This window comes from Aeromonas sp. 5HA1, assembly GCF_029237245.1.
GTDB lineage: Bacteria > Pseudomonadota > Gammaproteobacteria > Enterobacterales > Aeromonadaceae > Aeromonas > Aeromonas salmonicida.
This window is the reverse complement of the sequence record NZ_JAACFW010000023.1, coordinates 56101-81346: the sequence shown is the minus strand read 5'-3', so window position 1 is coordinate 81346 and position 25246 is coordinate 56101. Positions and strand designations below refer to the sequence as shown.

At 61.5% G+C, this 25246-nt stretch carries 24 protein-coding genes and 1 tRNA gene; 11 read left to right on the top strand and 14 right to left on the bottom strand.

Annotation, left to right across the window (positions count from 1 at the left end):
* The first annotated feature begins 50 nt into the window (after positions 1-50).
* A tRNA-Asp gene (locus GWQ27_RS18380) sits at positions 51-127 on the top strand.
* A 141-nt stretch (positions 128-268) separates the two neighbouring features.
* On the opposite strand, the gene GWQ27_RS18375 is transcribed toward GWQ27_RS18380, so the two are convergent.
* A complete protein-coding gene (locus tag GWQ27_RS18375) occupies positions 269-601 on the bottom strand; it encodes a cupin domain-containing protein (protein WP_265463330.1) in 333 nt (110 codons plus the stop codon).
* Positions 602-829: 228 nt separating this feature from the next.
* On the opposite strand from GWQ27_RS18375, the gene GWQ27_RS18370 reads away from it, so the two are divergent.
* From GWQ27_RS18370 to GWQ27_RS18350, 5 genes are all read left to right on the top strand, one after another.
* Positions 830-2188 carry an NCS2 family permease gene (locus tag GWQ27_RS18370; protein ID WP_275907987.1) on the top strand — a complete coding sequence of 453 codons (1359 nt, stop codon included), beginning with the start codon at positions 830-832 and terminating at the stop codon, positions 2186-2188.
* A gap of 229 nt (positions 2189-2417) precedes the next feature.
* The gene (gene dhaK / locus GWQ27_RS18365) at positions 2418-3488 is read left to right on the top strand and encodes a dihydroxyacetone kinase subunit DhaK (RefSeq protein ID WP_275907986.1); all 1071 of its coding nucleotides are present in this window, start codon (positions 2418-2420) and stop codon (positions 3486-3488) included.
* Positions 3489-3503: 15 nt separating this feature from the next.
* Positions 3504-4133 (top strand): dihydroxyacetone kinase subunit DhaL, encoded by a 630-nt coding sequence (gene dhaL, locus GWQ27_RS18360; protein WP_017413041.1) that lies wholly within the window; start codon positions 3504-3506, stop codon positions 4131-4133.
* A gap of 1 nt (position 4134) precedes the next feature.
* Entirely contained in the window at positions 4135-4851 is a 717-nt protein-coding gene (gene dhaM, locus GWQ27_RS18355; RefSeq protein WP_275907985.1) for a dihydroxyacetone kinase phosphoryl donor subunit DhaM, read from the top strand.
* Between the two features lie 150 nt (positions 4852-5001).
* Positions 5002-6084: a glycerol dehydrogenase gene (locus GWQ27_RS18350; protein WP_275907984.1), complete on the top strand. Its 1083-nt coding sequence runs from the start codon at positions 5002-5004 to the stop codon at positions 6082-6084.
* A 94-nt stretch (positions 6085-6178) separates the two neighbouring features.
* On the opposite strand, the gene dhaR is transcribed toward GWQ27_RS18350, so the two are convergent.
* The 3 genes from dhaR to GWQ27_RS18335 all read right to left on the bottom strand — a co-directional run bounded on the left by dhaR (position 6179) and on the right by GWQ27_RS18335 (position 10708).
* Positions 6179-8080, bottom strand: a complete 1902-nt coding sequence (gene dhaR, locus GWQ27_RS18345) for a dihydroxyacetone kinase operon transcriptional regulator DhaR (RefSeq protein ID WP_275907983.1) — start codon at positions 8078-8080, stop codon at positions 6179-6181.
* Positions 8081-8243: 163 nt separating this feature from the next.
* On the bottom strand, positions 8244-9332 hold the full coding sequence (gene ydiK / locus GWQ27_RS18340) for an AI-2E family transporter YdiK (RefSeq protein ID WP_005316664.1): 1089 nt from the start codon (positions 9330-9332) through the stop codon (positions 8244-8246).
* Positions 9329-10708, bottom strand: coding sequence for a phosphatase PAP2 family protein (locus tag GWQ27_RS18335; protein WP_275907990.1), 1380 nt, complete (start codon positions 10706-10708; stop codon positions 9329-9331). The genes ydiK and GWQ27_RS18335 overlap by 4 nt, the downstream gene beginning before the upstream one ends.
* A 195-nt stretch (positions 10709-10903) precedes the next feature.
* Between GWQ27_RS18335 and GWQ27_RS18330 the strand changes: the two genes are divergently transcribed.
* Positions 10904-11284: a hypothetical protein gene (locus GWQ27_RS18330; protein WP_234579810.1), complete on the top strand. Its 381-nt coding sequence runs from the start codon at positions 10904-10906 to the stop codon at positions 11282-11284.
* A 53-nt stretch (positions 11285-11337) separates the two neighbouring features.
* On the opposite strand, the gene GWQ27_RS18325 is transcribed toward GWQ27_RS18330, so the two are convergent.
* On the bottom strand, positions 11338-12111 hold the full coding sequence (locus tag GWQ27_RS18325; RefSeq protein WP_275907982.1) for a transporter substrate-binding domain-containing protein: 774 nt from the start codon (positions 12109-12111) through the stop codon (positions 11338-11340).
* Between the two features lie 145 nt (positions 12112-12256).
* On the bottom strand, positions 12257-13327 hold the full coding sequence (locus tag GWQ27_RS18320) for a hypothetical protein (RefSeq protein WP_275907981.1): 1071 nt from the start codon (positions 13325-13327) through the stop codon (positions 12257-12259).
* Positions 13328-13542: 215 nt separating this feature from the next.
* Between GWQ27_RS18320 and GWQ27_RS18315 the strand changes: the two genes are divergently transcribed.
* On the top strand, positions 13543-13869 hold the full coding sequence (locus GWQ27_RS18315; protein ID WP_275907980.1) for a YnjH family protein: 327 nt from the start codon (positions 13543-13545) through the stop codon (positions 13867-13869).
* A gap of 745 nt (positions 13870-14614) precedes the next feature.
* On the opposite strand, the gene GWQ27_RS18310 is transcribed toward GWQ27_RS18315, so the two are convergent.
* Positions 14615-16063 carry a catalase gene (locus tag GWQ27_RS18310; RefSeq protein WP_275907979.1) on the bottom strand — a complete coding sequence of 483 codons (1449 nt, stop codon included), beginning with the start codon at positions 16061-16063 and terminating at the stop codon, positions 14615-14617.
* A gap of 161 nt (positions 16064-16224) precedes the next feature.
* Between GWQ27_RS18310 and GWQ27_RS18305 the strand changes: the two genes are divergently transcribed.
* On the top strand, positions 16225-16710 hold the full coding sequence (locus GWQ27_RS18305) for a GNAT family N-acetyltransferase (protein ID WP_131730343.1): 486 nt from the start codon (positions 16225-16227) through the stop codon (positions 16708-16710).
* Positions 16707-17567 carry a helix-turn-helix domain-containing protein gene (locus GWQ27_RS18300; RefSeq protein WP_265422308.1) on the top strand — a complete coding sequence of 287 codons (861 nt, stop codon included), beginning with the start codon at positions 16707-16709 and terminating at the stop codon, positions 17565-17567. The genes GWQ27_RS18305 and GWQ27_RS18300 overlap by 4 nt, the downstream gene beginning before the upstream one ends.
* A gap of 125 nt (positions 17568-17692) precedes the next feature.
* On the opposite strand, the gene GWQ27_RS18295 is transcribed toward GWQ27_RS18300, so the two are convergent.
* Together GWQ27_RS18295 and GWQ27_RS18290 are read right to left on the bottom strand one after the other, a co-directional pair.
* Positions 17693-18592: a DMT family transporter gene (locus GWQ27_RS18295; protein ID WP_275907978.1), complete on the bottom strand. Its 900-nt coding sequence runs from the start codon at positions 18590-18592 to the stop codon at positions 17693-17695.
* A 191-nt stretch (positions 18593-18783) separates the two neighbouring features.
* Entirely contained in the window at positions 18784-19224 is a 441-nt protein-coding gene (locus tag GWQ27_RS18290) for a DUF2214 family protein (RefSeq protein WP_265422307.1), read from the bottom strand.
* Between the two features lie 109 nt (positions 19225-19333).
* Between GWQ27_RS18290 and GWQ27_RS18285 the strand changes: the two genes are divergently transcribed.
* Entirely contained in the window at positions 19334-20944 is a 1611-nt protein-coding gene (locus GWQ27_RS18285) for a sensor domain-containing diguanylate cyclase (protein ID WP_005316639.1), read from the top strand.
* 38 nt (positions 20945-20982) lie between these two features.
* Here the strand turns inward: GWQ27_RS18285 and GWQ27_RS18280 are convergent, their stop codons facing one another.
* From GWQ27_RS18280 to GWQ27_RS18260, 5 genes are all read right to left on the bottom strand, one after another.
* A complete protein-coding gene (locus GWQ27_RS18280; protein ID WP_005316638.1) occupies positions 20983-21642 on the bottom strand; it encodes an HAD family hydrolase in 660 nt (219 codons plus the stop codon).
* An 85-nt stretch (positions 21643-21727) separates the two neighbouring features.
* Positions 21728-22735, bottom strand: a complete 1008-nt coding sequence (locus tag GWQ27_RS18275; protein WP_275907977.1) for an ABC transporter ATP-binding protein — start codon at positions 22733-22735, stop codon at positions 21728-21730.
* A 6-nt stretch (positions 22736-22741) separates the two neighbouring features.
* Positions 22742-23518 carry an ABC transporter permease subunit gene (locus GWQ27_RS18270; RefSeq protein WP_021139918.1) on the bottom strand — a complete coding sequence of 259 codons (777 nt, stop codon included), beginning with the start codon at positions 23516-23518 and terminating at the stop codon, positions 22742-22744.
* Entirely contained in the window at positions 23511-24407 is an 897-nt protein-coding gene (locus GWQ27_RS18265; protein ID WP_275907976.1) for an ABC transporter permease subunit, read from the bottom strand. The genes GWQ27_RS18270 and GWQ27_RS18265 overlap by 8 nt, the downstream gene beginning before the upstream one ends.
* Positions 24407-25240: an alkaline phosphatase family protein gene (locus tag GWQ27_RS18260; protein WP_275907975.1), complete on the bottom strand. Its 834-nt coding sequence runs from the start codon at positions 25238-25240 to the stop codon at positions 24407-24409. Before GWQ27_RS18260 ends, GWQ27_RS18265 begins: the two co-directional genes overlap by 1 nt.
* Positions 25241-25246: the final 6 nt, after the last annotated feature.

Here is a 25246-nt window from a genome sequence, read left to right as displayed (position 1 = left end):
GACACCTCGTTGAAACGGCAGACAATTTAGCAAAAAGCTAACCAGACAGCGGAGCGGTAGTTCAGTTGGTTAGAATACCGGCCTGTCACGCCGGGGGTCGCGGGTTCGAGTCCCGTCCGCTCCGCCATTAATTTGAAGGCCTTCCCAATCGGGAAGGCCTTTTTGCTTTTTGATACCTCAAGTTCATCTGCTCAGCGGCTCCCATTTTCCCTTCGCTGTATCAATTCAACTTCATTCAAAGGCCCTTGCCGTCCCCTTCTTATCCACCTCAGTAGAATACGCAGAGCCAGACTGTTGTCATGTTGGGGTGAGTCCATTCCACTCTGTGTTTCTGGCGGGCGGGAATATTGATGTGATCGCCCGGGCCCAGTTGTACCGACTGTTGTGCCTGGGTCTGAGGATCGACGAACAGCAGATTGGCTTCGCCCTGTACGACCAGGATCCACTCATGTTCATCTTGATCGTACCACTCTCCCGGTGCTGTCTGATGTCCGTGAGAGAGAATGCGCTCTATCCGCAGGTGGTTGGTACTGACCAGATCCTGAAAGAGTTCGGTAGGCAGTGGCGAGGGGATATCGTTCAGCAGATTGCGTGTGTGCATGGGTTCTCTCCCGTCTGGCTGTGCGAATGGGTTCTCTGCAGTATAGAAGTGTGTCCCCTGGGTGAAGGTGATAGCAGTAACAAGCTGGTATGCAAACTTGTGTCCGAACGAGAACGCTTTCCGCCATTTTGATGAAAAAGTCAGGGAATTCGCTGCAATTTCGACAAATTCTTGCTATTTTGCGCGCCACAATCGCAAACGATTTCCTTCACACTTTCAGGACATGTCATGGCAAAGCAAGATATGGCCGCCCAATCAGGGAACGGCGGCTTTTTGGACTCTTATTTTTCCATTTCCGCGCGCGGTAGCAGTGTGCGCCAGGAGCTGTTGGCAGGGCTGACTACCTTCCTTGCCATGGTCTACAGCATCATAGTGGTACCGAACATGCTGGGTGCTGCCGGTTTTGAGCAGGGCCCTGTCTTCGTGGCAACCTGCCTGATCGCCGCCTTCGGCTCCCTGCTGATGGGTCTGTGGGCCAAGCTGCCGATGGCCATAGGTTGCGCCATCTCCCTCACCGCCTTTACCGCCTTCAGTCTGGTACTGGGTCAGGGACTGAGCATTCCGGTTGCCCTCGGCGCCATCTTCCTGATGGGTGTGCTGTTTACCCTGATCAGCGTCACAGGCGTGCGCCAGTGGATCCTGGATAACCTGCCCTCCGGTATCGCCCACGGCACCGGCATCGGTATCGGTCTGTTCTTGCTGCTGATCGCTACCAACGGCGTCGGCATGGTGATCAAGAACGAAGGGGCCGGTCTGCCGGTTCAGCTGGGTGAGGTGACCTCCTTCCCGGTCGTCATGACGGTACTGGGTCTGGCCGCCATCTTCGGTCTGGAGCGTCGCAAGGTACCGGGCGGCATCCTGATGGTGATCATCGCCATCTCCATCCTCGGCCTTATCTTCGACCCGAAAGTGACTTGGCAGGGTTTCTTCGCCATGCCGAGCCTGACCGGCGAGAAAGGCTCTCTGGTTGGTAGCATGGATCTGCTGGGCGCCCTCAATCCTGTGGTCATTCCGACTGTACTGGCGCTGGTGATGACCGCCGTGTTCGACGCGACCGGCACCATCCGTGCTGTGGCCGGTCAGGCGGGTCTTATCAACGAGCGTGGGCACATCATCAGCGGCGGCAAGGCCCTGACTGCCGACTCCGTCAGCAGCATGGTCGCTGGCGTGGTGGGTGGGGCTCCGGCCGCCGTCTACATCGAGTCTGCCGCAGGCACCGCGGCCGGTGGCAAGACGGGTCTGACTGCAGCCCTGGTCGGCCTGCTGTTCCTGCTGATGATCTTCCTCTCGCCGCTCAGCTATCTGGTGCCGGCTTACGCCACAGCACCGGCGCTGATGTACGTCGGTCTGCTGATGCTGGGCAACGTCACCAAGCTGGACTTCAGCGATTCGGTCGATGCGTTGGCTGGCATGCTGTGCGCCGTCTTCATCGTGCTCACCTGCAACATAGTGACCGGCATCATGCTGGGCTTCGTGGCGCTGGTCGTGGGTCGTCTGTTTGCCGCCGAGTGGAAGAAACTCAACGTCGGTACCGTCATCATTGCCGTGGCACTGGTGGTCTTCTATGCCGGTGGCTGGGCCATCTAACCCGTCCGGTTATAGCGAAGGGCCCTGCGGGGCCCTTTTTCATGGCTGTGAGGCCGCTTGCAGTTTCCCGCCCGTTTGCCTCGCGCCGTTTCATATTGAAACGCCGATCCCCTCTCTGCTGTTTCAAATCCGAACCGAACAGGCCGTCATTTTTCTCCCGATTTATCCCGTTAGACTGGCTCCATCAACCATTTGCCCACCCGAGCGGTGGCAAGCCAAGGAGTGAGCCATGAAGAAACTGATCAATGCCGTCGATGCCGTGGTCCGTGAACAACTGATGGGGATGGCCGCCGCCCACCCCGAGCTCAAGGTACGTATCGAACCCCACTACATCACCCGCGCCGACTCCCCTGTGATGGGCAAGGTAGCGCTGGTCTCCGGCGGTGGCAGCGGCCACGAGCCGATGCACGGCGGTCTGGTGGGCAAGGGGATGCTGGATGGTGCCTGCCCCGGCGAAATCTTTACCTCGCCGACCCCGGATCAGATGTATGAGTGCGGTCAGGCGGTCGATGGCGGCGCTGGCGTGCTGTTTTTGGTGAAGAACTACACCGGCGACGTGCTCAACTTCGAGACCGCGGTCGAGCTGCTGCACGGCGATGGGGTCAAGGTCGGCTTCTCGCTGATCGATGACGACGTGGCGGTGAAAGACAGCCTCTATACCGCCGGTCGTCGTGGCGTCGCCACCACAGTGCTGTGCGAAAAACTGGTGGGGGCCGCAGCCGAAGCCGGCTATGACCTGACCCGTTGTGAGGCACTGGCCCGTCGCATCAACAATCAGAGCCGCACCATAGGCGTCGCCATGCACGCCTGTACCGTGCCTGCCGCCGGCAAGCCCTCCTTCACCCTGGCGGACAACGAGATGGAGTTCGGCGTAGGCATCCACGGCGAACCCGGCATAGCGCGCCGCCCCTTCACCGATCTCGATACTCTGGTGGGCGACATGTTCAGCGAGCTGGCGGACAACACTCCCTATGGCCGCACCCTGCGCCACTGGGACAGAGCCTCCGGCAGCTGGCAGGAAGAGCACACCTTCATCGAACAGCTCAACCGGGGCGATCGTGTCATAGCCCTGGTCAACAGCCTGGGCGGCACCCCGATTTCAGAGCTGTATGGCGTCTATGGCCGCCTCGCAACCCTGTGCGAAGAGGCGGGCATCCATCTGGTGCGCAACCTGATAGGTCCCTACTGCACCGCCCTCGACATGACCGGTATCTCCATCACATTGCTCAAGGTGGACGACGAGCTGATGACCCTGTGGGATGCCCCCGTTCACACCCCCGCCCTGCGTCGCGGCTGTTAAGGAGCCCTTACTCTCATGCTAAGCAAACATCACATCGTCAACTGGCTGCTGGATTGCGAACACATCTTCACCGAGCAGCGTGACTACCTCACGGCGCTGGATACCGACATCGGTGACGGCGACCACGGCCTCAACATGCAGCGCGGCTTTACCAAGGTGGCCGAGAAGTTGCCTGCGGTGGCAGACAAGGATATCGGCCAGGTGCTGAAAACCACCGGCATGACCCTGCTTTCCTCGGTCGGCGGCGCCAGCGGCCCGCTCTACGGCACCTTCTTCATTCGAGCGGCGGCCAGTACGGACGCCTGCCAAAGCCTGAGCCTGAGTCAGCTTGGCAAAATGCTGAGCGACGGAGTCGAGGGCATTGTTTCTCGCGGCCGCGCCGAGCCGGGCGACAAGACAATGTGCGACGCCTGGTGGCCGGCACTGGCCGCCCTGCAACAGGCCCAGCAGCAAGAGCTGTCGCTCAATGATGCGCTGGACAAGGCGGTGGCAGCTGCCGCGGCCGGTACCGAGGCCACCATCCAGATGCAGGCCCGCAAGGGGCGAGCCAGCTATCTCGGCGAGCGCAGCATAGGCCATCAGGATGCTGGGGCCACTTCGACCCTGCTGCTGCTGACCGCCCTGCGTGACAGAGCGAGGTTGTGACATGATCGGAATCGTAGTTGTCTCTCACAGCGCCATGCTGGCGGCCGGATTGAAAGCGCTTGCCGACCAGCTGGGCAGCCCGGCCAAACTGCTGCTGGCGGCCGGGGTCGATGACCCCGACCACCCCATAGGAACAGATGCCATCGCCGTGATGAGTGCGATAGAAGAAGCGGACGACGGCAGCGGCGTGCTGGTGCTGATGGACTTGGGCAGCGCCCTCTTGAGCGCCGAAACCGCCCTCGAACTGTTGCCCTCTGAGTTAAGCGCCCGGGTGCGGCTCTGCCCGGCCTCGCTGGTCGAGGGCACCCTGGCCGCCGTGGTTGCGGCAGGTTCAGGTATGAGCCTCGACGAGGTGGCAGCAGAGGCGCTCGGCGCCCTGGGGCCCAAGCAAGCCATGTTGCCTGCCAGCGCGGCGCAGGTCGCCACTGAGACGGCACCGGCAGCCGATGACGGCTGGCTGCGCTGCGAGGTGGTGGTCGATAACCCCCACGGCCTGCATGTGCGCCCCGCCGCCCGACTGGTGGCCGCCCTCAAGCCCTTTGCCGCTGAACTCAAGCTGCAAAAGGGGGATAAAGAGGCCAATCCCCGCAGCCTGACACGGCTCACCATGCTCAACGTACGTCAGGGAGACAGACTCACCCTGCTGGCACAGGGAGAAGATGCCGAGGCTGCCCTGACCTGCTTCCAGCAACTGGCCGACGAGCGCTTCGGCGACTGATCGCCGCTTACCAGCCTGTTTCAACGCGCGGCACCGACCGAATGGGCCAGCTGCCGCGCCACTTAAAGACGAAGGACTCCCCGGCATAGCCGCCCCTTCGCCCCTGTTAGTTTCAAAAGAAGTCTTATGAACTAGAGAGAGGGATAGAATATGGACCGCATCATCATCAGCCCCAGCAAATACGTGCAAGGCAACGGGGCCCTCGCCAATATCGGCAACTACGTCAAGGCGCTCGGCGCCAAGCCGCTCATTTTGGCTGATGCCTTCGTCACCAAGCTGGTTGGCGACACGGTTGCCACCAGCTTCCACGGCGTGGACATCAAACCGGAATTCGACTGCTTCAACGGCGAGTGTTCACGCCCCGAGATCGACCGCCTGCTGGCCCGCTGCAACCAGACGCCGTTCGACGTCATCATCGGCATAGGTGGCGGCAAGACGCTCGATACCGCCAAGTCGGTCGCCTTCTACCAGAAGGTGCCTGTGGTCATAGTGCCGACCATCGCCTCCACCGATGCGCCAACCAGTGCGCTGGCGGTCATCTACACCCCACAAGGGCAGTTCAGCGAATACCTGATGATCCCGACCAACCCCAACATGGTCATCATGGATACCGGCGTCGTCTCCCGCGCCCCGGTGCGGCTGTTGGTCTCCGGCATGGGGGATGCGCTCTCCACCTACTTCGAGGCGCGGGCCAACAAGGTCTCCGGTTGCCAGACCATGGCCGGTGGTGCCTCTACTCTGGCGGCCCAGGCCATCGCCGAGCTCTGTTACAAGACACTGCTGGCCGATGGCTACAAGGCCAAGCTGGCGGTGGAACAGGGGCTCTGCACCAAGGCGGTGGAGAACATCATAGAGGCCAACACCTATCTGAGCGGTATCGGCTTCGAGAGCAGCGGTCTGGCTGCCGCCCACGCCATCCACAACGGCCTGACCCAGCTGGCCGAGTGTCACCACCTCTATCACGGTGAGAAGGTGGCGTTCGGTACGCTAGTGCAGCTGGTGCTGGAGAATGCGCCGATGGCGGAGATCGAGACAGTGCTGGCCTTCTGCCGCTCAATTGGCCTGCCGACCAACCTGCATATGATGGGGGTCAAGGAGCTGGACATGGCGCGCCTGATGGATGTGGCCAAGGCCTCTACCGCCGAGGGTGAGACCATCCACAACATGCCGTTCAAGGTCACCGCCGAGGATGTGCTGGCGGCCATCGTCACCGCCCACCAGCTGGGGCTGTAACTGCGCCACTACTGACCTTGCCATATAAAACGGCCCCGCAACTGCGGGGCCGTTTCATTTTATACGGGCCGGTTGGCGATGGCTCGGATCGCCGTTAGCCGTGATAGTCGGCGGGATCGATCTCGAGCAGCTTGAGCCGCCGCCAGAGGGTGGTACGGCTGATGCCCAGATGCTGGGTCATCTGGCTCACCTGCCCCTTGCAGGCGTGAGCGCAGCGCAAGATGGCTTGCCGCTCCAGCTCGGCCAGGGTGAGCAGCGGTTGCCCCACCACCTCATCCGCCACCAGCTGATAGCCGTGACGAATGGCTGCAGGCAGCGCCTCCGGCGGGATCAGCCCCTGACCGGAATGAAGCAGCGCATGCTCGACCGCGCTGCGCAGCTCCCCGAGATTGCCAGGCCAGGGATAGGCCAGCAGACAATCGAGGGCCGCCGGACTGAACTGGCGCACCGGCTCGCGCCCCTGCGCCGCCAACTGCTGGCTGATCAGGCCCGGCAGATCCGCCGCGCGCTCCCGCAGCCCCGGCAGCCACAGCTCGCACGCCTGCAGGGCGTAAAGCAGCTGACGACCGAACTGTCCCTCCTGCACCCTCTGCTCCAGCGCCGCGCTGCTGGTCGCTATGATCCGCACCTTGAGCGGCAAGATGCGGGCCGAATCGAAGCGCTGGATGCGGCCGGTCTTGAGCAGTTGCAGCAGCGCCGCCTGCATGGGGGCGGAGAGGCACTCCACCTGCTCTAGCACCAGGGTGCCACCATGGGCCAGCTCGAACTTGCCCGCCCGCTCCTGCCCCGCCTCGTCGGAGCCCATCAGCTCCAGCGCCATCCGCTCGCTCGGCAGCGCCTGACAGTTGAGGGTAATGAGCGGCCCGGCGGCCCGTTCGCTGCCAAAGTGGATCGCCTCCGCCAGCTGGGCCTTGCCCACCTCCTCCTCGCCGCGCAGCAGGATCGGCCCCTGACTCTGGGCCGCCTGCCGGGCGTAGCGCAGCAGCTTGCGCATGGCGCTCGATTCCCCCACCAGCGCCGACAGCTCGGGCACCGTCTGGCGCAGCTGGTGAATGGCCCGCAGCCGGTCGACCGGGTGAAGCAGGGCGATAAAGCTGACCCCCTCCGGCCCCGGCAACGGCTTGAGGCTTATCAGCGCATTGATGAACTCCCCCTCCTGAGTGCCGAGCCGCTCCAGCGTCACCTCCACATGACTCAGTGGCGTCTGCCCCTTGATGGCCAGCTGCAACCGCTGGGGCAACAGCAAATGCTGCTCCAGCGGCTGGCCGAGACAGAGCGCCGGATCGAGTCGCAACCGACGGGCCGCCAGCCCGTTGAGGTAGCGCAGTCGGCCCTGCGGATCCCAGGCCAGCACGCCGTCATCCATGCCATCGAGCAGGGCGTAGAGCTCGCTCAGGTGGTGCTGGGACTCCTGCATCAGGGTCTCCATTTGCAGCAGATGGGCCAGCTCGCGACCGGCGCTGACGGTGAGCGCCAGATCCCCGGCGCTCGCTTCCTCCACCTTGCAGATCAGGGCGATGATGGCTACCTGACGGCCATTGCTGTTGTAGACCGGGCTGGCGCAGCTGTGCCAGGGGTGAAGGGTCTGGTTGAAGTGCTGGGGGCCGCTGACGCAGAGCGGTACCCCCTCCAGCGCCGCTAGATTGATGGCATTGGTGCCGATACGCCCCTCGCTGAAGAAGGCGCCGGGGCCAAACCCCAGCGCCGCCAGTTCCGCCAGCGTATCGGGATGGCCTGTCTGGGCAAGCAGACAGCCGCTTTCGTCGGTGAGCAGCAGGGCGCAGGGGCGCCCCTCCATGAATTCGTAGAGATCCTCGAGGGCCATCTCGCCGGTGGTGAGCAAGTCCCGTTTGCGCTGGCGCAGACTCTGCAAGGTTTGCCCCTTGGCGCTGTGGGGCGGATGCCAGAGGGTGGCGCTGGTCTGGTGGGCGCAGCGCAGCCAGGATGCCTGCAGATAGTCAGGCCAGGGCAGCAGCGGCTGAAGGTCAGATGGCATGGTCACAGCAATATCCGGCAAGATGTGAGCCGACCATTTAACCACGCCAGCGAGCCCGATTCAGTGACCTGCCTCAGAGGCTGGGTAATGCCATTCAGGTCATTGGAAACAGAAGAGCCGCCCGATGGGCGGCTCTTTGTATCAGCTAATTATTGCCAAACCTTCACTCCGCCTTTGGCGGGGCAAGCAGCGGCTCTGCTGCGGCTTGTTCATCTTCTCTCACCCAGGCATCCAGCAGGGTGTAACCCACCGCCAGCACGACCGGGCCGATGAAGAGACCGATAATTCCCATGGTCAACAAGCCACCGATAACCCCCACCAGTATCAGGATGAGCGGCAAATCCGCCCCTCGTTTGATGAGGAAGGGGCGCAGTATGTTGTCCATGGTGCCCGCAAACAGTGACCATACCAGCAGGAAGGTGCCCCAGGTGGTGTCACCGCTCCAGTAGAGATAACCGATACAGGCCAGCAATACAGGGAAGGGGCCGATCTGGGCCACGATCAGCAGGAACATCACCACCACCAGCACCATGGTGTAGGGGATGCCTGCAATCAGCAGGCCGATACCGGCCACGGATGATTGCACCAGAGCGGTCACCACGACGCCCATGGCCACGGCGCGGATCGCCTGGGAGGCGAGCACTGTGGCATTGTCACCGCGCTCGCCAGCAAGGCGGTGGGCGAAGCGGCGAATGCCGGTCGCCACCATCTCACCCGAGTGATAGAGCACGCCGCAGATCCCGACTGTCAGCAGGAAGTGCACGAACAGCAAGCCCAGATTGCCTGCCTGGGAGGCGAGCCAGCGGGCTGTCTGACCGAAGTAGGGGGCCAGCTTGGTAAACAGTACCTGGCCGCCGCTCGCCAGGATCTGCTGCCAGAACTCATACAGCTTGGTGCCCACGAGAGGGATCTGTTGCAGCCAGAGCAGCTCGGGGGGCGGTGAGTGGCTGATGGTGGTGCCCAGCTCGATCAGCATGGGGGCTTGCTCCGCCACATTGGCCAGTGCCATGAACAGCGGAATAACAAACATCAGCAGCAGTACCAGCGTCATGAAGAGGGCTGCCAGCATGCGCTTGCCCCACAGCAGGCGCTGTACCATCCGCATCAGTGGCCAGGTGGCTATGGTGATCATGGTGGCCCACACCAGCGCAGGCAGGAAGGGGCGCAGCACCATGAAGCACGAGATGATGAGAATGCTGAGAAACAGCACCCCCAGCGTGATCTTGGCTAAATCCACTTTTTTCATATTCATAACAATCCCTTGTCGGAGCCGGAGCCCCTGGGTAACGGGTCAGAGTTCATGAGTGAGAGTATCCACCAGAGGCCGGCGCTCAACCAGAGCCCCAGGCAACAATAGAGTAGCCACTGGCCCAGAAGAGTGAGTCCTGAGCTGGTCAGCCAGCCTGGCAGCGACCACAGCAGCGCCCCGAGGGGCAGGCCACCGAGCAGGGTAACCGTCAGCATTCGCAAGTATTGTGTCCGTGCGCGCGCCAAGGGTAGCAGCATGCCGAGCATCAGACCCAGGCTGAACATGGCAAGGCCAGCCAGGGCAGAGGATTGGCTCCACCAGGCGGCCAGTGCGCAGGCAAAGGTCAGACAGATCCAGCTCGGTGGCTTTGCTGAAATACCGGATAATCCGGCGTGAATTGCCAGCATCAGCGCGCCCAGCAGCAGTCCTGCCGCCACGTCCGAGAAGAAATGAACGCCGAGCCAGACCCGGGCCAACCCTGTTGTGACAGCCAGCAAGAGTGCCAACGCTGCGCTGCGCCAGGGATTGGCGGGCCAGCACAGCCTGAGCAGCACGCCCCAGAACAGCAGCGCCGAGGCAGCATGGCCGCTTGGCATGCCAAAGCCCTGTGCACTCTGTTGTGCCAGTGCAGGATCGAGGTGGAAGGGCCTGGGCCAGCCGATACCCTCCTTGACCACGAGCACCATCAGGGCAAGGGTCAGCATGGCCAGCAACAGCTGACGCAGGCGAGGCCAGCCCAGCAGCGGCAGCAGCAAAGGTAACAGGGCAAGCTGAAACGCGGCTGAACCAAACAGATTGCTGGCATCAAGCCAGAGCACGTCAGTACCGAGCCAGCTCTGCAACTGCCGGATCAGCGGGAGCTCTGCCCGGTGCAACTCGTTGCCGTCGGTACTGAAGTCGTGCAGCCACAACACAGGGCTGTCGGGAATGTCGGCCAATTTGGGGGCCAACCAGTCGAGCTGCGCCGGGAAGCGGCGTTGTGCATGTGGCAACTGTGCCGGATCGATCAGCTTGGCATTGAGTATTTCACCGCCGAGGTTGGGGGCCTGCAACAGTGAGACAAAACCCGAGCCTGTTTGTACCCTGATGGGTTGCAGGGCCTGGCAGGCGAACAGGACAGCTCCCTGCCATTGCCCCAATTCACCACTGATCCGGCTTCGCAACCCTGTCTCTTCAAACAGCTCGCGCTGCGCGGCCTGCTGCGGTGTCTCGCCTGCATCTATGTAGCCCCCGGCCAGGCTGTAGCGGGAGGAGACCCTGTCCTGCACCAGCAGCAGTTGTTGCTGATGCTTGACCACGCAGACGGCGGCGGTGGGAGCGGCTGAGGCTGGTTGCACCAGCAGCAGGGCACAAAGCACTAAAAAACAGTAGCGAAACATGGCGCCTGAACTGTGGGTGTGGATGAGCGCAAGGGTCACAGAAATCAGATAGTTGGGCAATGATTTCCTGTCTGGATGCCAGCTAATGGCGGGTTTGGTACACGGCAGCAAGGCGAGGAAGGATTGCCGTGGGGTGAGGCAGTCCCTAGTATTGGCAGCTATGTTATTTTCATGCAGCAAACCTTGGGACCTTCCATGAGACAGTTTGGTTTTTTTCTGGGCATTGCCATCGGTGTCATCCTGATACTGTTCGGCAGCATTGTTATCTTTCAGGCCTTGCCTGCCGCACTGGATGTGCTGGAGATGCCGAGCCGAATCCCGTTCGTGCGTGAGGTCTACACCTGGCTGATGACCAGTGCCAGCGGCCTGACCGGCCAGCTCGAACAGAACTTCCTGGAGGCGTTCCAGACAGTGCTCAAGCTGATCCTGCTCATCACATTCATGTGGGTCTGCGTCAAGCTGGTCAACATGGGGGTGCTGATCATCCGCGCCGGGGTGGATCTCATCCGCACCGCCATCGAGCACAGCGAGGGTGTCCAGACCAAGAAATCCGAGCACGACAGTCACTTCCAGTAACAGTGCGTCGCAATGAAACAGGCCACCTTCGGGTGGCCTGTTTGCATCTGTCTTCATTCAATCAGGGGCAGGTGATCCGCTGGCGGGGATTGCACCACATCCTGATAGCGGGCGATCAGCCGCTTGAATGCCTCTCCCTGTCTGACCTTGTCCAGCGCCTGTTGCAGGCGAGCGACCTGCTGCTTGTCGGCCGCAGGGTTGAAGGCGAAGCAGTTGTCCTGCTCTGCCAGGATGGCAACGGTGACGAAGGTATCAGCTTGAAAGCCCAGCTGTTGGGCTTGATGAAACAGCATCACTTCGTTGCCCGCCACCAGATCGGTGCGGGCCATGATGAGCTGGCGTACCACCTGATCCATCCGCTCCACTGACATCATGTTGGCAGTGCTTACCCCCTTGTTCAGCAGCAGTTGTTCCCCTACATCGGCCTGCATGACACCAATCTGCAACTTGGCCAGATCGGCCTTGCTACTGATCTTGGGGGCATCTTGCTTGCGGCCCACCAAGGAGACCCGGGAGTGGCTGATGGGGCAGACCCAGAGAAAGTGAGGATCTCGTGCTTTGGTGCGAGCTGTTGTGAACAGTACGGCATCCGGTTTCTGGGTCAGCAGGTACCAGGCCTTGGCCCAGGGCATGAAGTGAATGGGTTGCTCCGGTTCCCCCATCTCCTGCCACATCAGTCTCAGCACTTCGACCGCCAATCCAGTGCCTTTGCCCTGCTCATCCTGACCATTGAGCGGCATATTCTGTTCGGAATAGTAAGTGAATGTCGCAGCATGCAACGTCATGGAGAGGCAGTAGCAGATCATCAGGCTGAGCAGACGTGACATGACGGCACTCCTTGCGAAAAATCGTCTTTTCCAGTTTAGAGGGCTATATCGAGAAGTTCATGATTTGCGCTACAAGCATGCGGTTTGCAGCCAAATATGGGGGAGAGGAGGGGAAAACAGGCCATCGTATGATGGCCTGTCCGGATTATTTGAGCAGCGCTTCCATCTCTGCTTCAGCGGCTGCGCGCGCCTGTTCGCTCTGTCGCCGAGCCGCGTCGGCCTGTGCCGCCGCATCAAGGGTGGCCTTGCTGCTGCTCACAGCCTGCTTGGTGGATTCGGCGACGGCCTTGCTGGCCTGCTGCTGCACCGTGGTGGTGGCGCTGCTGACGGCTTGTTTGGCGGGGTCGGCCACGGCCTTGTTGGCCTGTTGCTGCGCCGAGGTGGTGGCGCTGCTGACGACTTGCTTGGCGGGTTCGGCGACGGTCTTGCTGGCCTGTTGCTGCGCCGTGGCGGTAGCGCTGCTGACGGCTTGCTTGGCGGGTTCGGCCACAGCCTTGTTGACCTGCTGCCGCGCAGAGGCGGTGGCGCTGCTGACGGCTTGTTTGGCGGGTTCGGCCATGGCCTTGTTGGCCTGCTGCTGCGCCGAGGCGGTAGCACTGCTGACGACTTGTTTGGTGGTATCCGCCATTGTCTTGCTGGCGCCTTGCTGTATTGAACCCAGCACATTGCCGAGTACAGAGGTGGTCGCTGTGGCCCCTGTCAGTACCTTGTTGGTATCGGTCAGAGCATTGTTGGCACTGGATAGCGCGGTCGCAGCCGGTTTGGCTTGAGCCTGCCAGCCCTGCATCTCGGTTGGCCAGCTCGGTGTCGCTGCCGCCAGATTTTCGCCAAATACCTGAGGAGTTCCATCCCCCTTGAGCAGCATGACGGACATCTGGTTGGTTTGTGAGTTCCACACCATGCCAGCCTGCTTGGCTACATCCGGCATGGGGGCATAGCGGGAGACCACGTAGAACAGCGGGCCTTCCTGCTGCAGCTCGTTGGCTGTCTTGAGCAGTTGCATGGTGCTGTCGTAGTTGGGGCCCAGAATACTGGTCATCCGATCCTTGATGATGGGCTGTTCGAACAGATTGGCTTCGTTGGGATCGAAGCCCACCAGGGGTTTGAGCAGCGCCCACATCAGCTGGCTGGTCGGGCTCATCATCAACAGGGGGGCAACGCAGGCGGACAACATCAGGCTCAGGCAGGCCGCCTGGAGCAACGGCATGATACGCATTGGGATAATATCCAAATAACGATTTGATAAATAAGGTTATATTTGTCGATGGCTGACAAATCTACCGGGGTTTTCCTGCGCCGGTTTTGACGGGCGTGGGCAGGCGCTGGCAGGCTATCATACTGGGTTGGGAATGCCAGCCAGCGCTGGGCTTATTAATCAAGTTTGCGCCTGTTATGGTCGCCCGATACTGGTATCGCGCAAGGAGTGATGTCATGAATCGAATCAAGGGTGGGACGACTTGCCTGTTGATGGCCATGTTGGGGGCGAGCGGTGTGGCAGCCGAACCGGCCAAGGTGACGCGGGCAGAGGTCGGAACCGAGTGGGTGTTGCCGTTGGGATCGCTGCCGGAACGGATTTGCTGGTATCAGGATCAGAAGTATTCGCTGGGTGCCCGAATTCAACAGGGGAATCGCTGGCTGGAGTGTGGCCCGCAAAACGAGCAGGAGACCAATGGCCCACTGGCCTGGCGCTTGCCGCCTCAGGTGACGCCTGTGGCCAGGGCACCGTCGGATAGCGAGACAATTAGCCTGGGCCAGTGAGGCTTTTCTTGATCCAGCTAAAGACATGGACGTGATCTCTATCGCATAATGCGGCTCTTTCCTTCTCTTGGCTGGGACCTAAGAAATGGCTCGTCGCTCTTCCAATACTCAACGTCGTCGCAGTAACTGGTGGTATAAACGCCTGTTGGTACGGGAACGGGCAGAGCGCGAAGCGCGTTCCGTTCGGGATTGATACAGCATTGAAAACGGAGCCTGGGGCTCCGTTTTTTTATTTGCCATTTCAGCTGCAAGACTCGACGTGCGATGGATTCAGTCGTGGGCGGGTCGCTCTTCCTCCCTTTGCCATATCCAACGTCGTCGCAGTCACTGGTGGTATAAACGCCTGTTGGTACGGGAACGGGCAGAGCGCGAGGGCGCTGCGTTCGGGATTGATACAGCATTGAAAACGGAGCCTGGGGCTCCGTTTTTTTATTTACCCTTTCCGCTGCAAGACTCGACGTGCGATGGATTCAGTCGTGGGCGGGTCGCTCTTCCTCCCTTTGCCATATCCAACGTCGTCGCAGTCACTGGTGGTAGAAACGCCTGTTGGTACGGGAACGGGCAGAGCGCGAGGGCGCTGCGTTCGGGATTGATACAGCATTGAAAACGGAGTCTGGGGCTCCGTTTTTTTATTGCCGTTTCTGCTGCAAGACTCGACGCGCCGCGGGCTCAGAATTTATCCCGTGTACTGGAGTTGAAAGAAGGGGGCCCGCCGGCCCCCGTTCTTTTATTGCATCCTGGTCGCTTAGCGTTGCAGCGCAGCCAGTGCCAGCTCCACCCGCTTGGCGTACTCGGGGTCGGCCTGCTCAAGATGCCGGAGCTGGGCGACGACGATGGCGTCATCCTCCACGTTGATGAGGGAGCGTGCCATATTGGCGGCGAGGCGCGAGCGCTGCCCCTCATCCATGATGCGGAACAGCTTGCCCGGCTGGCTGTAGTAATCGCTGTCGTAGTCACGGAAGTCGTAGTGTAGGGCAGCCCCTTCCAGACTCAAGGCCGGTTCGTGCTGCTCGCTCGGCTGCTGGGTGCCAAAGTGGTTCGGCTGATAGTTGGGGCTGGCGCCGCCATTGCTGTCGCTGCGCATGGCGCCATCACGATGGGCACCGTGGTGGAACGGGCAGCGCGGGGCGTTGACCGGCAGCAGACCGTGGTTGACCCCGAGGCGATAGCGCTGGGTGTCGCCGTAGGAGAAGAGCCGTCCCTGCAGCATGCGATCCGGCGAGAAGCCGATGCCGGGCACTACGTTGGCCGGGGTGAACGCAGCCTGCTCCACGTGGGCGAAATAGTTGTCCGGGTTCTGGTTGAGCTCCAGCACGCCCACCGGGATCAGCGGATAGTCGCTGTGCGGCCACACCTTGGTGAGGTCGAACGGGTGGACCTGGTAGCTCTGGGCGTCGGCCTCCGGCATCACCTGCACATAGACCTTCCAGCGCGGGAAGTCGCCCCGCTCGATGGCATTGAACAGATCGGCCTGGCTGGTCTCTCTATCCTGACCGACGGCATTGGCCGCCTCTTCATCTGTGTAGAAGCTGTGGCCCTGCTCGGTCTTGAAGTGGAACTTGACCCAGAAGCGTTCGTTGGCGTCGTTGATAAAGCTGAAGGTGTGGCTGCCGTAGCCGTTCATCTCCCGCAGACTCTTGGGAATGCCGCGATCGCTGAACAATATGGTGACCTGATGCAGGGATTCCGGATGGCGTGACCAGAAGTCCCAGGCGGCGGTGGCGCTGCGCAGGTTGGTGCGCGGATCCCGCTTCTGGGTGTGGATGAAATCGGGGAATTTCAGCGGATCGCGGATGAAAAAGACCGGGGTGTTGTTGCCCACCAGATCCCAGTTGCCCTGCTCTGTGTAGAACTTGAGGGCGAAGCCGCGTACGTCCCGCTCGGCATCGGCAGCACCCTTCTCACCGGCCACGGTAGAGAAGCGCAGGAAGACCGGGGTCTGCTTGCCGATGGCGTTGAACAGGTCGGCCTTGCTGAACTGGCTGATGTCGTGGGTCACGGTAAAGGTGCCGTAGGCGCCCGAGCCCTTGGCGTGAACCACCCGCTCGGGAATGCGCTCGCGGTCGAAGTGGGCGAGTTTCTCCATCAACCAGATATCTTGCATCAGCACGGGGCCACGGGGACCGGCGGTAAGGCTGTTGTTGTTGTCGATGACGGGGGCGCCGTTGGCACTGTGCAGTGTCTTGTCAGTCATGAATGTCTCTCCTTGTTGATAGGGGTCAGCCTACGGATCCCGCTCCTCATGGGCCAATGGGCCTTTCCTAGCCCTTTGATAGGTATCGCAAATGGGTATTGTGGGGGGATGACCCGGCACTGGTGATGAGGCATGATGAAAGTCAGCCAAAGGAGCCCCATATGCAGATCACCGTCCGTCATGCCGAACCCACCGATGCCCCCGCTTTGCGGGATCTCTATGCCATGCCTCATGCTCAGGCCGGTACTCTGCAACTGCCTTATCCAGCGTTGGGGGTCTGGCAGCAGCGGCTGGAAAACAGCGGTGTGGTGGCGCTGGTAGCGGAGGTGGATGGTCTGCTGGTGGGCCAGATCTCATTGCATATGGAGCCCAATCCCAGACGCAAGCATGTGGCCTGTATCGGTATGGGCGTGCGAGATGACTGGGCAGGAAAGGGCATAGGTTCGGCCCTGCTGGGAGCCGTACTGGAAATGGCCGACAACTGGCTCAATCTGCGGCGCATCGAGCTCACCGTCTACCGCGACAACGCCGCTGCGCTGGCGCTCTATCGCAAGTTCGGGTTCGAACAGGAGGGGCTGGCTTGCGGTTATGCGTTTCGCCAGGGCGAGTATGTGGATGCGCTCTACATGGCCAGGATCCGCCCGTGATTGACTACCGTCGCAGACTCATCCCTGTGCTGCGGGCGCTGGAGCAGGATCCGGATCTCTCCATCGAGGCGCTGGCGGATCAGGCCTGCCTCTCCCTCTACCATTTTCACCGGGTGTTCACCGCAGTGGCGGGCGAGGCGCCGGGGGAGATGTGTCGGCGCCTGCGCATGCAGCGGGCTGCCTGGCAACTCTGTTACACGGACGCCAGTGTCACTACCATAGCGCTGGGCGCGGGGTTGGCCAGTTCCCAGGCGTTTGCCAAGGCATTTCGGCGTCACTACGGCTGCACGCCGGGAGAGTTTCGCCGGGACAAGAGCAAGAATGGACACCTGTTGAGCAAGGATGGACACGCCAGCGACCGGCTGCTCACTTATGCTGAAGACCACTCATCAGCAAGGAGCAACACCATGAAAACCATCGAGATGGATGCCCGCACCCTGGCCTATATTCGCGTCACCGGCCCCTATGGCGAAGGGTATGACCCTGTCTGTGGTCAACTGCACCAGTGGGCGAGTACGCGGGGTCTGGCGCAGGGGGAGTGGATTTTCATCTACCACGACAACCCGGAAGTCACGCCGCCGGCCCAGTGCCGCACCGACATAGGTGTGACAGTGCCGGCAGGCACGGTCGGGGCAGGGGAGGTCGAGATCCAGCTTATTCCCGCCGGTCGCTACGCCCAGTCCCGCTACCTCATCACGGACCGCAGTCAGTACGGGCCGCGTTGGCAGGAGCATGTCGGCGATATCGTCGCCGCCGGGTTGGCGTTCGGTGACGGGCCCTGTTTCGAGCTATACCACAGCGTGAGCAATGATCCCTTGCGTGACGACGTCAGCTTCTGCTCCAGCGTTCAACGCTGAAGGGACAGGGGCCGAGTACAGCAAAGCGCAACATTGTGGGTGCAACAACGAGTGCAACAAAAAGAGGAGCCGATATGGCTCCTCTTTTTGACTTCGTTCTGTGCAATGCCGCTCGCGCCGCGCCGTTAGCCCTGCTTCGGCAGGCGATCCTTGCGCGATTTCCACCACCAGCGCAGGCGTACCTGAGAGATAAGCATGCCTGCCAGCATCAGGGAGCAGCCGACGATAGCCCGCTCATCGAGGATTTCGCCAAGCAGCAGCACACCGCCGATGGCGGCGAATACCGTTTCCAGACTGAGGATGATGGCTGCGTGGGCAGGATGGGCACTGCGCTGACCCACCACCTGCAATGTGTAGCCGACCCCGACCGACACCAGACCGGCGTAAAGCAGCGCCTGCCACCCGGCCACGGCACCGCTGACAGTCGGCATCTCTATGGTGAAGGCGACGGCCAGGCTGAGCAGGCCGCACACCAGGAACTGCACACCCGCCAACCGGATCGGCGCGACCCGACTCGAGTAGTGATCCAGTACCAGCAGGTGAATGGCCCAGAACAGGGCGCCAGCGACTTGCAACAGGTCGCCATAGCCTATGGTGAAGTCCTCGGTCACGCTGAGGTAATAGAGCCCTGCCATGGCGATGAGGGCGCCGACCCAGGTATTGGTCCCTGTCTTGTGACGCAGGGCCAGCCCGATCACCGGCACCAGTATGATGTAGAGACCCGTTATGAAACCGGCTTTGGCAGCCGTGGTATAGAGCAGCCCCACCTGTTGCAGGGAGGCGGCACTGAACAGCACGGCTCCGGCGATCAGGCCCCCGGTCAGCAGCAGGCGACGATCGTCGGACTGACCCGCGGGCTGGCGAGACTTGAGCCACCACAGCAGTGGCAGCAGGGAGGCGGCGCCGAGCAGGAAGCGCAGGCCATTGAAGGTGTAAGGCCCCATGTGATCCATCCCCAGGCGCTGGGCGACGAAGCCCAGCCCCCAGATGGCGGCGGCCATCAATAACATCATGTTCGAACGCATACGGATTCATCCCTGAGAAAGTGGCGGGCGCCCATCCTCACGGCGCCAGCCACCAAGATAACCGTGTGCGGGGGGATTTGTCTTTAGCGGCTAGCGAGTTTGGCTCGCCAGGGCGGATCAATGCGAAGAGAGAATGGCTATGCAGGATCCGTATCATCAGCTATCGCGGCTGAATGAAGACGGGTATCACATCAGCTATTGGCGAGGCTGGCCAGCAGAGGGATCAGGGCGAGCAGCAACAGATTGCCGCGCAGGATCCAGATCACCCAGAACTGCTGCTGGATGGAGACCATGGGGGCCCGGCCATGGCGCAGGGAGCGGCGCCAGCGATAGAAGAGGCGGCTGGGGTAACCGAAACTGATGGCCATCAGAAAAAACAGCAGCAGCTTGGTGCGATAGCCAGGGTTGGCGAGCAGTATTGCGGGTTGGTCCGGGTGAGCGAGCACTTGCAAGACACCCGTGATGAAGATGAGTAGCAGGGCCAGCGCTGCCAAACTGTCGGCCAGCAACAGCTTGCGTACCTGCTCGATGGACATGCCGCGCCGGAACAGGAAATACTCGGAAGTGATCGCCCCAGTCAGGGTGATCACGGCGCAATAGTGCAGCGCCATCAGCAGGTCCGGGTTCAGCATCCGTGACAGATCCTTCTGATTAATAACATAATGAGCTTCCTTTTGGACGCCATCCGGTCGGGCTGATATTCTGACATTACATCATGTCTGGTGGTAGCAGGAGTCCTGTTTGGGCAAGCGAGTCGTCTCCAAGAAAACCTGGTCTCTGGTTGCCAGAATGCGGCTGGGTTTGCTGCTGCTGTTCATTCCCGTTTTGATGCTGGGCGGCATCTACTATCTGCACATGGAACGCAGCCTGCAAAACGAGTTGCAGCAGCGTCTGCTCGCCACCAATCACCAGCTGCGCCATGTCTTCATCGAGCCCTATCTCCACGAGATGGAACGACAGTTTACGCTGATCTATGACCAGGTGAAGGTGGACGATATCAGCGGCCCCCGCCTGCACAACACAGAGTCCTACCTGAAGGCCTGGCAGCTTTACAAGGGGGTCATGGCTGACCTGATCTACATCTATGTCGGCACGGCCGAGCGCCAGATGCTGATCTACCCCGAATGGCAGGCAGATGCACAGTTCGATCCCAGGGTTCGGCCCTGGTATCAGCTGGCCAGCCAGCATGTGGGCGAAATGGTCTGGACCGAGCCCTACTACGACTACATCAATGGCAATCTGGTCATAGCGCTGGCGCGGGCACTGACTGACCAGAGTGGCAAGGTACAGGGGGTCTTTGCGGTCGATGCCATTCTGGCGCCTTTCTCGGCCCAGCTGAACCGCCAGGCTGACAATGGTTACCAGATGATCGTCAACCAGTCCGGCAAGGTGCTGGTACACCCGGATCCCGCCCGGTTGCTCAAGCCCATGGACCATCCTCAATGGCTTTCCCGTTTCAATCGGGAGGACGGCATCTTTCTGGACAAGGATTCCCAGTTGTTTGTGGCTTACAGCAAGTTGCCGGAGCGGAACTGGGTGCTCATCAGCGTGCAACCCGCGGCCAGTGTTCAGGCGGTGGTCGACAGGGTCTCCCTCAACGTATTGCTGATGGTGGCGCTGGCCTGTGTGCTCTATGTGATGCTGGCGCTGGTGTGGTCCCGCTATTTTCGCCGCATGCTCAATGAGATTTCCTCCATGATCCGGGCCAGCCGGACCCAACCCGACGATGTGCCCCAGGGGGGAATGCAGGAGCTCAAGCATGTCTATGCCGAGCTGGCCGAGGCGGGCAAGGATTATCACGAGGCCCGCCAGCAGGCCAATCTGGACAAGCTGACCGGTCTCTACAATCGTCGTTTCTTCGACGAGCGTTTGAATCGCCTGCTGATTGAGCGCCAGCCCTTCTGTCTGGCCATGCTCGATCTCGATAACTTCAAGCTGGTCAACGACACCTATGGCCACCAGACCGGGGATGTAGTGCTCAAGCGAGTGGCACAGCTGGGTATGCAACTGCTGGGGGATCACGGTTGGGTCTGCCGTTACGGCGGGGAAGAGCTGGTGGTGCTGATGGCGAATCCAGACATCCACTTCTGCCAGATGTTGCTGGAGCAGTTCCGCAAGGGGGTGGAGTCACTGGATTGGCGTGAACCCGGCCTCAAGATCACCTTCAGTGGCGGGCTGGTGGCCAGCGGCGAGATAGCGCATGGCAAGACCCTGCTGGCGGTGGCCGATGCCGAGGTCTATCACGCCAAGCGCGATGGCAAGAACCGCATCTATCTGGGCAGCCTGCACGAAACGGTCGCCGAGAAGGGGATCCCGCCCAACGACAGCGTGTTGAGCAACGAAGAGGCCTGAAGGCCTCTTCTTCATTCAGCTGGCCAGCTGCCAATGATTTAGCAGGCCAGTTGCCAGTCGAGGGTGGGCCAGTCGTGTTCGGCGGCGACTTGCCGCAGGCCGGGGGCCGGATTGACCGCATGGGGGTGGGCCACGGCCTTCAGCAGCGGCAGATCGTTGTGGGAGTCGCTGTAACCAAAGCTCTCCTGCCAGGGGGCTGCGTCTGTGGCAAACAGCTGGTTGATGCGTACGACCTTGCCCTCCTGAAAACTCAGGGTGCCGCGGGTCTGGCCGGTCAGCCGACCCTCCTCTTCATCCAGCAGTATGGCGACGCAGTGATCCATCCCCAGCATCTGCGCCATGGGCGCCACCAGATGCTCGCCGGAGGCCGAGATCAGCACTAGCGTGTCACCGCGTTGACGATGCCACTCGATGCGTGCCAGCCCTTGGGGGTAGATCCGCTCCCGCAACACCTGCTCGGCGAAGTGGTGGCACTGCTGGCCGAGCCACTGGCGTGATTTGCCCACCAGGGGTTGCAGGGTGAACGCCATGTACTCCTGCATATCCATCTTGCCCTGATGGTAGAGGGACATCATGGCCTGCTCCTCGGCGATCATGCCCGCCGGGGCCAGCTCCTGAGCCACCATGTACTCCAGCCAGAGGCTGGCGGAATCCCCGGCAATCAGGGTCTCGTCCAAATCAAACAGTGCCAGCGCCATGCCTGCTCCTAGCTATCCATAACTGTGATGATTGACGGGCGGTATGTTGGCCGCTCGCCGCTTTAAATGGGGCGTAATCCATCGCTTATGCTACCTCACACAGCTGATCCCGGGCCACCGCCAGGGTAACGGCCGTGCCCACCGGCAACAGATCGCGGGCCGAGCGATTGAGGGTATCCACCGTCAAGAGCCCTGCTTCGCACTCCACCTGATAGCGGATGATGTTGCCGAGCAACTGCTGCTGGCGAATGACGCCGGGTAGGCAGGGATCAAGGCTCTGCGCCCCGGCGGGGAGCAGGGTGATGGACTCGGGTCGCAGCGCCAGGGTGCCGTGAAAACGGGGGCCGAACAGTGACTTGGCCTGCTCGGGGGCCAGCAGGTTGTAGTGGCCGATAAAGCTTGCCACGAACTCGCTGGCAGGCTGGGTGTAGATCTGCTCCGGGCTGCCGCTTTGCACTATCTCCCCCTTGTTCATCAGGAACACCCGATCCGACATGGTCAGCGCCTCTTCCTGATCGTGGGTGACGAAGATGGTGGTGAGCTCGAGCCGCTGCTGGATCTCGCGGATCTGCAATCGCAGGCTGCGGCGGATGCGGGCATCCAGCGCAGAGAGGGGTTCATCCAACAGCAGGATCCGCGGCCGTACCACCAGGGCCCGGGCGAGGGCGACCCGCTGGCGCTGGCCGCCGGATAGCTCGCCCGGATAGCGGCGCTCGAAGCCATCCAGCTCCACCAGGCTGAGGGCCTCCTGCACGCTGGCGGCCAGCTCCCGTCCCGGCTGGGGTTTCATTTTCAGGCCGAAGGCCACGTTGTCCCACACCGTCATGTTGGGGAACAGGGCATAGCTCTGGAACACCATGCCGATACCACGCTTCTGGGGCGCCTGCCAGGTGATGTCCTCACCGGCCACCCGTACCTGACCGCCATCGACCGGCGTCAGTCCGGCCAGCGCCCGCAGCAGGGTGGATTTGCCGCAGCCGGAGGGGCCGAGCAGGGTCACCAGCTCCCCCTTGCGGATACCGAATTCGATCCCTTCGAAGACCTTGGTCTCGCCGTAGGATTTGTGCAGTTGGCTTACTTCTAGATGGAACATATGGGATCACCGATGGAATCTGTTCGCCGCCCAGGTGAGCAGCAGGGTCAGCAGGAAGTAGCTCATCACCAGCGCGCTGGTGAAGTGGCCCGAGGTGGCGCGCATGTTGTAGAGATAGACCTGCAGGGTTTCGTAACGGGTGCCCACCAGCATGTTGGCAAACACGAACTCACCGAGCAGGAAGGAGAGCGACAGAAACAGCGCCGCCAGCAGCCCCTTGCGCAGATTTGGCAGCACCACCAGGGCGAAGGCGCGTGTGCTGCTTGCCCCCAGCAGGTGGGCAGCATCCATCAGATCCCGGAGCGGCACGCCCTGCAAGCTGTTGGCCAGGGCCCGATACATAAAGGGGAGCACCACAGTGAACCAGGTGCCTACCAGGATCCAGGGCGTACCGATAATCGGCAGCGGGCCGTCGGCGTAGATCTGCAACAACCCCACCGAGGAGACCACGGGCGGCACCGCAAAGGGGAGCAGGATCAGCAGGTTCATCCAGGGATCCAGCTTGGGGAAGTAGTAGGCCACCACCAGCACGGTCGGGACCAGCACCAGGGTGCCCAGCAGCAGGGTGGCGAAACAGACAAACAGGCTGCGGCCGAAGGCAGCCAGGAAGCGCGGGTCCCCCCACAGTTGCAGATACCACTCCAGCGTGAAGCCGTCCGGCAGCAGGGTTGCCCCCCAGCGGGTGGAGAGGGAGTAGAGCAGGGTCGCCAGCAGTGGCAGCAGCAGAGTTGCCACCAGGATGCTCAGCACCCAGCGCGGCCAGCTTGGTTGGAGTTCACTCATGGGAATTTCCCTTCGCATGGTAGCTGCGCTTGAGCAGCCATTGATTTGCCGCCGTCACCACCCCTAGCAGCACCATCAGGATCACCGCCAGCGCCGCCGCCAGATTAGGTTCGAGGAAGATGTCGCCGGAGACCAGACTGGCTACCCGTATGGTCACCAGGTTGAAGTTGCCCGTGGTGAGGGCATAGGCCGAGGCATAGGCTCCTACCGCATTGGCAAACAGTATGATGAGAGTACCGAGCAGTGCCGGCGTCAGCACCGGCAGCGCCACGTGCCACACATACTGCCTCTTGCTGGCCCCCAGCAGGGCGGCGGCCTGGGGCCAGTCATCCTGCAGTGCATCGAACGCCGGGTAGAGCAGCAGCAGGGCGAGGGGGATCTGGAAATAGGTGTAGATGAGGATGAGACCAGCCCCTGAGTAGAGGTTGAAACCGTCGATCCAGCCCCAGGATTTGAGCAGCAGTGTGATGGCGCCGTTGATGCCGAGAATGATGATGAAGGCGAACGCCAGCGGCACACCGCTGAAGTTGCTGGTCATGGTGACAAACGCCAGCAGGGCTCGCTTGACCCGCTCACCGCTTTGGCGCAGCGCCGCTGCCCCCAGGGTGCCGATGGCAAGCCCTGCCAGGCTGGCGATACCGGCGATGCGCAGCGAATTGGTGAAGGATTGCAGGTAGAAGGGGGAGCTCAGGATCTCCCGGTAATGATCCAGGCCCCAGCCATCCGGGGTTTGAAAGCTGCCCACCAGTACCCACACCATGGGGGCGAGCTGGAACAGTATCATCAAGAGGAAAAACGGCAGCAGTACCAGCGCAGGCAGCCAGTGGCGACGGGCTTGACGCGGGATCACGGCTTGATCCGGCAGGATCCTTGTGGCGGCAGAGAGCATCAGTGCACCTCGCGCAGGCAGGCAGCCTTGAGCAGCGGCAGGCCGCTAGGCTTGTCATGGGCAACGCCAAGCAAGTCGGCCATCAGGCCGCAGAGCTGGGTTTGTTGCAAGGCCGGTCCGGCAGGCCACTGAGCCACAAAGGCATCGCCAAACAGCCAGAGCGGCACAGTGCGCTCCTCGGGCAAGGTGCCGCCGTGGCTCAAGTCGTTGTTCATGCCGTGATCCGAAGTGATCACCACCTGATACCCCTCCGCCAGCCACTGGGGCAGCAGATCGGCCAACAGGCTGTCCATCCGGCGCGCCTGATTGCGGTACTGGCGCGAATCGAGGCCAAACTTGTGGCCCGCATCGTCCACCCCCATGGGGTGGATCAGCAGAAAATCGGGGTCATGTTGGGTTCGCAGCCACTCCCCATCCATCAGCAGATGGCTGTCGGGGTAGTTGTCATCCCAGTAGAAGCAGCCGTGCTGGATAGGCAGCTGTTCGTCATGGGTATAGCGATCCCGCAATGCGAGCCAGGGAGTGCAGTTATAGAGTTCGCTCACCCAGTAATAGGCCGCGGCTGCCGTGCGTTTGCCGCCGGCTCGGGCGAGATGGAAGATGGATTCATGCTGGCTCAAGCGACTGACACCGTTGTGGGTGATGCCGCTGGCCACTGGCGGTACGCCGGTCAGGATGCACTCGTAGAGCGGCCGGGAGAGGGAGGGCAGGGCACAGCTCAGGGTCGTATACAAGCCGCGATCCGCCTCCACCATGCCTGTGAGGTAGCCCATTGTGTGGGCTACCTCGGCAGACAGGCCATCCACAAGTACCACTATCACCTTGTGTTGCACTGGATA

Bases quoted from the DNA above. Each gene is read 5' to 3' on its own strand.
- dhaR (WP_275907983.1), bottom strand. From the start codon at position 8,080: ATGCCATCTGACCTTCAGCCGCTGCTGCCCTGGCCTGACTATCTGCAG.
- GWQ27_RS18265 (WP_275907976.1), bottom strand. From the start codon at position 24,407: ATGCTCTCTGCCGCCACAAGGATCCTGCCGGATCAAGCCGTGATCCCG.
- GWQ27_RS18330 (WP_234579810.1), top strand. From the start codon at position 10,904: ATGAGACAGTTTGGTTTTTTTCTGGGCATTGCCATCGGTGTCATCCTG.
- GWQ27_RS18295 (WP_275907978.1), bottom strand. From the start codon at position 18,592: ATGCGTTCGAACATGATGTTATTGATGGCCGCCGCCATCTGGGGGCTG.
- GWQ27_RS18315 (WP_275907980.1), top strand. From the start codon at position 13,543: ATGAATCGAATCAAGGGTGGGACGACTTGCCTGTTGATGGCCATGTTG.
- GWQ27_RS18335 (WP_275907990.1), bottom strand. From the start codon at position 10,708: ATGTTTCGCTACTGTTTTTTAGTGCTTTGTGCCCTGCTGCTGGTGCAA.
- GWQ27_RS18290 (WP_265422307.1), bottom strand. From the start codon at position 19,224: ATGCTGAACCCGGACCTGCTGATGGCGCTGCACTATTGCGCCGTGATC.
- dhaL (WP_017413041.1), top strand. From the start codon at position 3,504: ATGCTAAGCAAACATCACATCGTCAACTGGCTGCTGGATTGCGAACAC.
- GWQ27_RS18370 (WP_275907987.1), top strand. From the start codon at position 830: ATGGCAAAGCAAGATATGGCCGCCCAATCAGGGAACGGCGGCTTTTTG.
- GWQ27_RS18280 (WP_005316638.1), bottom strand. From the start codon at position 21,642: ATGGCGCTGGCACTGTTTGATTTGGACGAGACCCTGATTGCCGGGGAT.
- dhaM (WP_275907985.1), top strand. From the start codon at position 4,135: ATGATCGGAATCGTAGTTGTCTCTCACAGCGCCATGCTGGCGGCCGGA.
- GWQ27_RS18375 (WP_265463330.1), bottom strand. From the start codon at position 601: ATGCACACACGCAATCTGCTGAACGATATCCCCTCGCCACTGCCTACC.
- dhaK (WP_275907986.1), top strand. From the start codon at position 2,418: ATGAAGAAACTGATCAATGCCGTCGATGCCGTGGTCCGTGAACAACTG.
- GWQ27_RS18305 (WP_131730343.1), top strand. From the start codon at position 16,225: ATGCAGATCACCGTCCGTCATGCCGAACCCACCGATGCCCCCGCTTTG.
- ydiK (WP_005316664.1), bottom strand. From the start codon at position 9,332: ATGAATATGAAAAAAGTGGATTTAGCCAAGATCACGCTGGGGGTGCTG.
- GWQ27_RS18320 (WP_275907981.1), bottom strand. From the start codon at position 13,327: ATGCGTATCATGCCGTTGCTCCAGGCGGCCTGCCTGAGCCTGATGTTG.
- GWQ27_RS18270 (WP_021139918.1), bottom strand. From the start codon at position 23,518: ATGAGTGAACTCCAACCAAGCTGGCCGCGCTGGGTGCTGAGCATCCTG.
- GWQ27_RS18350 (WP_275907984.1), top strand. From the start codon at position 5,002: ATGGACCGCATCATCATCAGCCCCAGCAAATACGTGCAAGGCAACGGG.
- GWQ27_RS18310 (WP_275907979.1), bottom strand. From the start codon at position 16,063: ATGACTGACAAGACACTGCACAGTGCCAACGGCGCCCCCGTCATCGAC.
- GWQ27_RS18275 (WP_275907977.1), bottom strand. From the start codon at position 22,735: ATGTTCCATCTAGAAGTAAGCCAACTGCACAAATCCTACGGCGAGACC.
- GWQ27_RS18325 (WP_275907982.1), bottom strand. From the start codon at position 12,111: ATGTCACGTCTGCTCAGCCTGATGATCTGCTACTGCCTCTCCATGACG.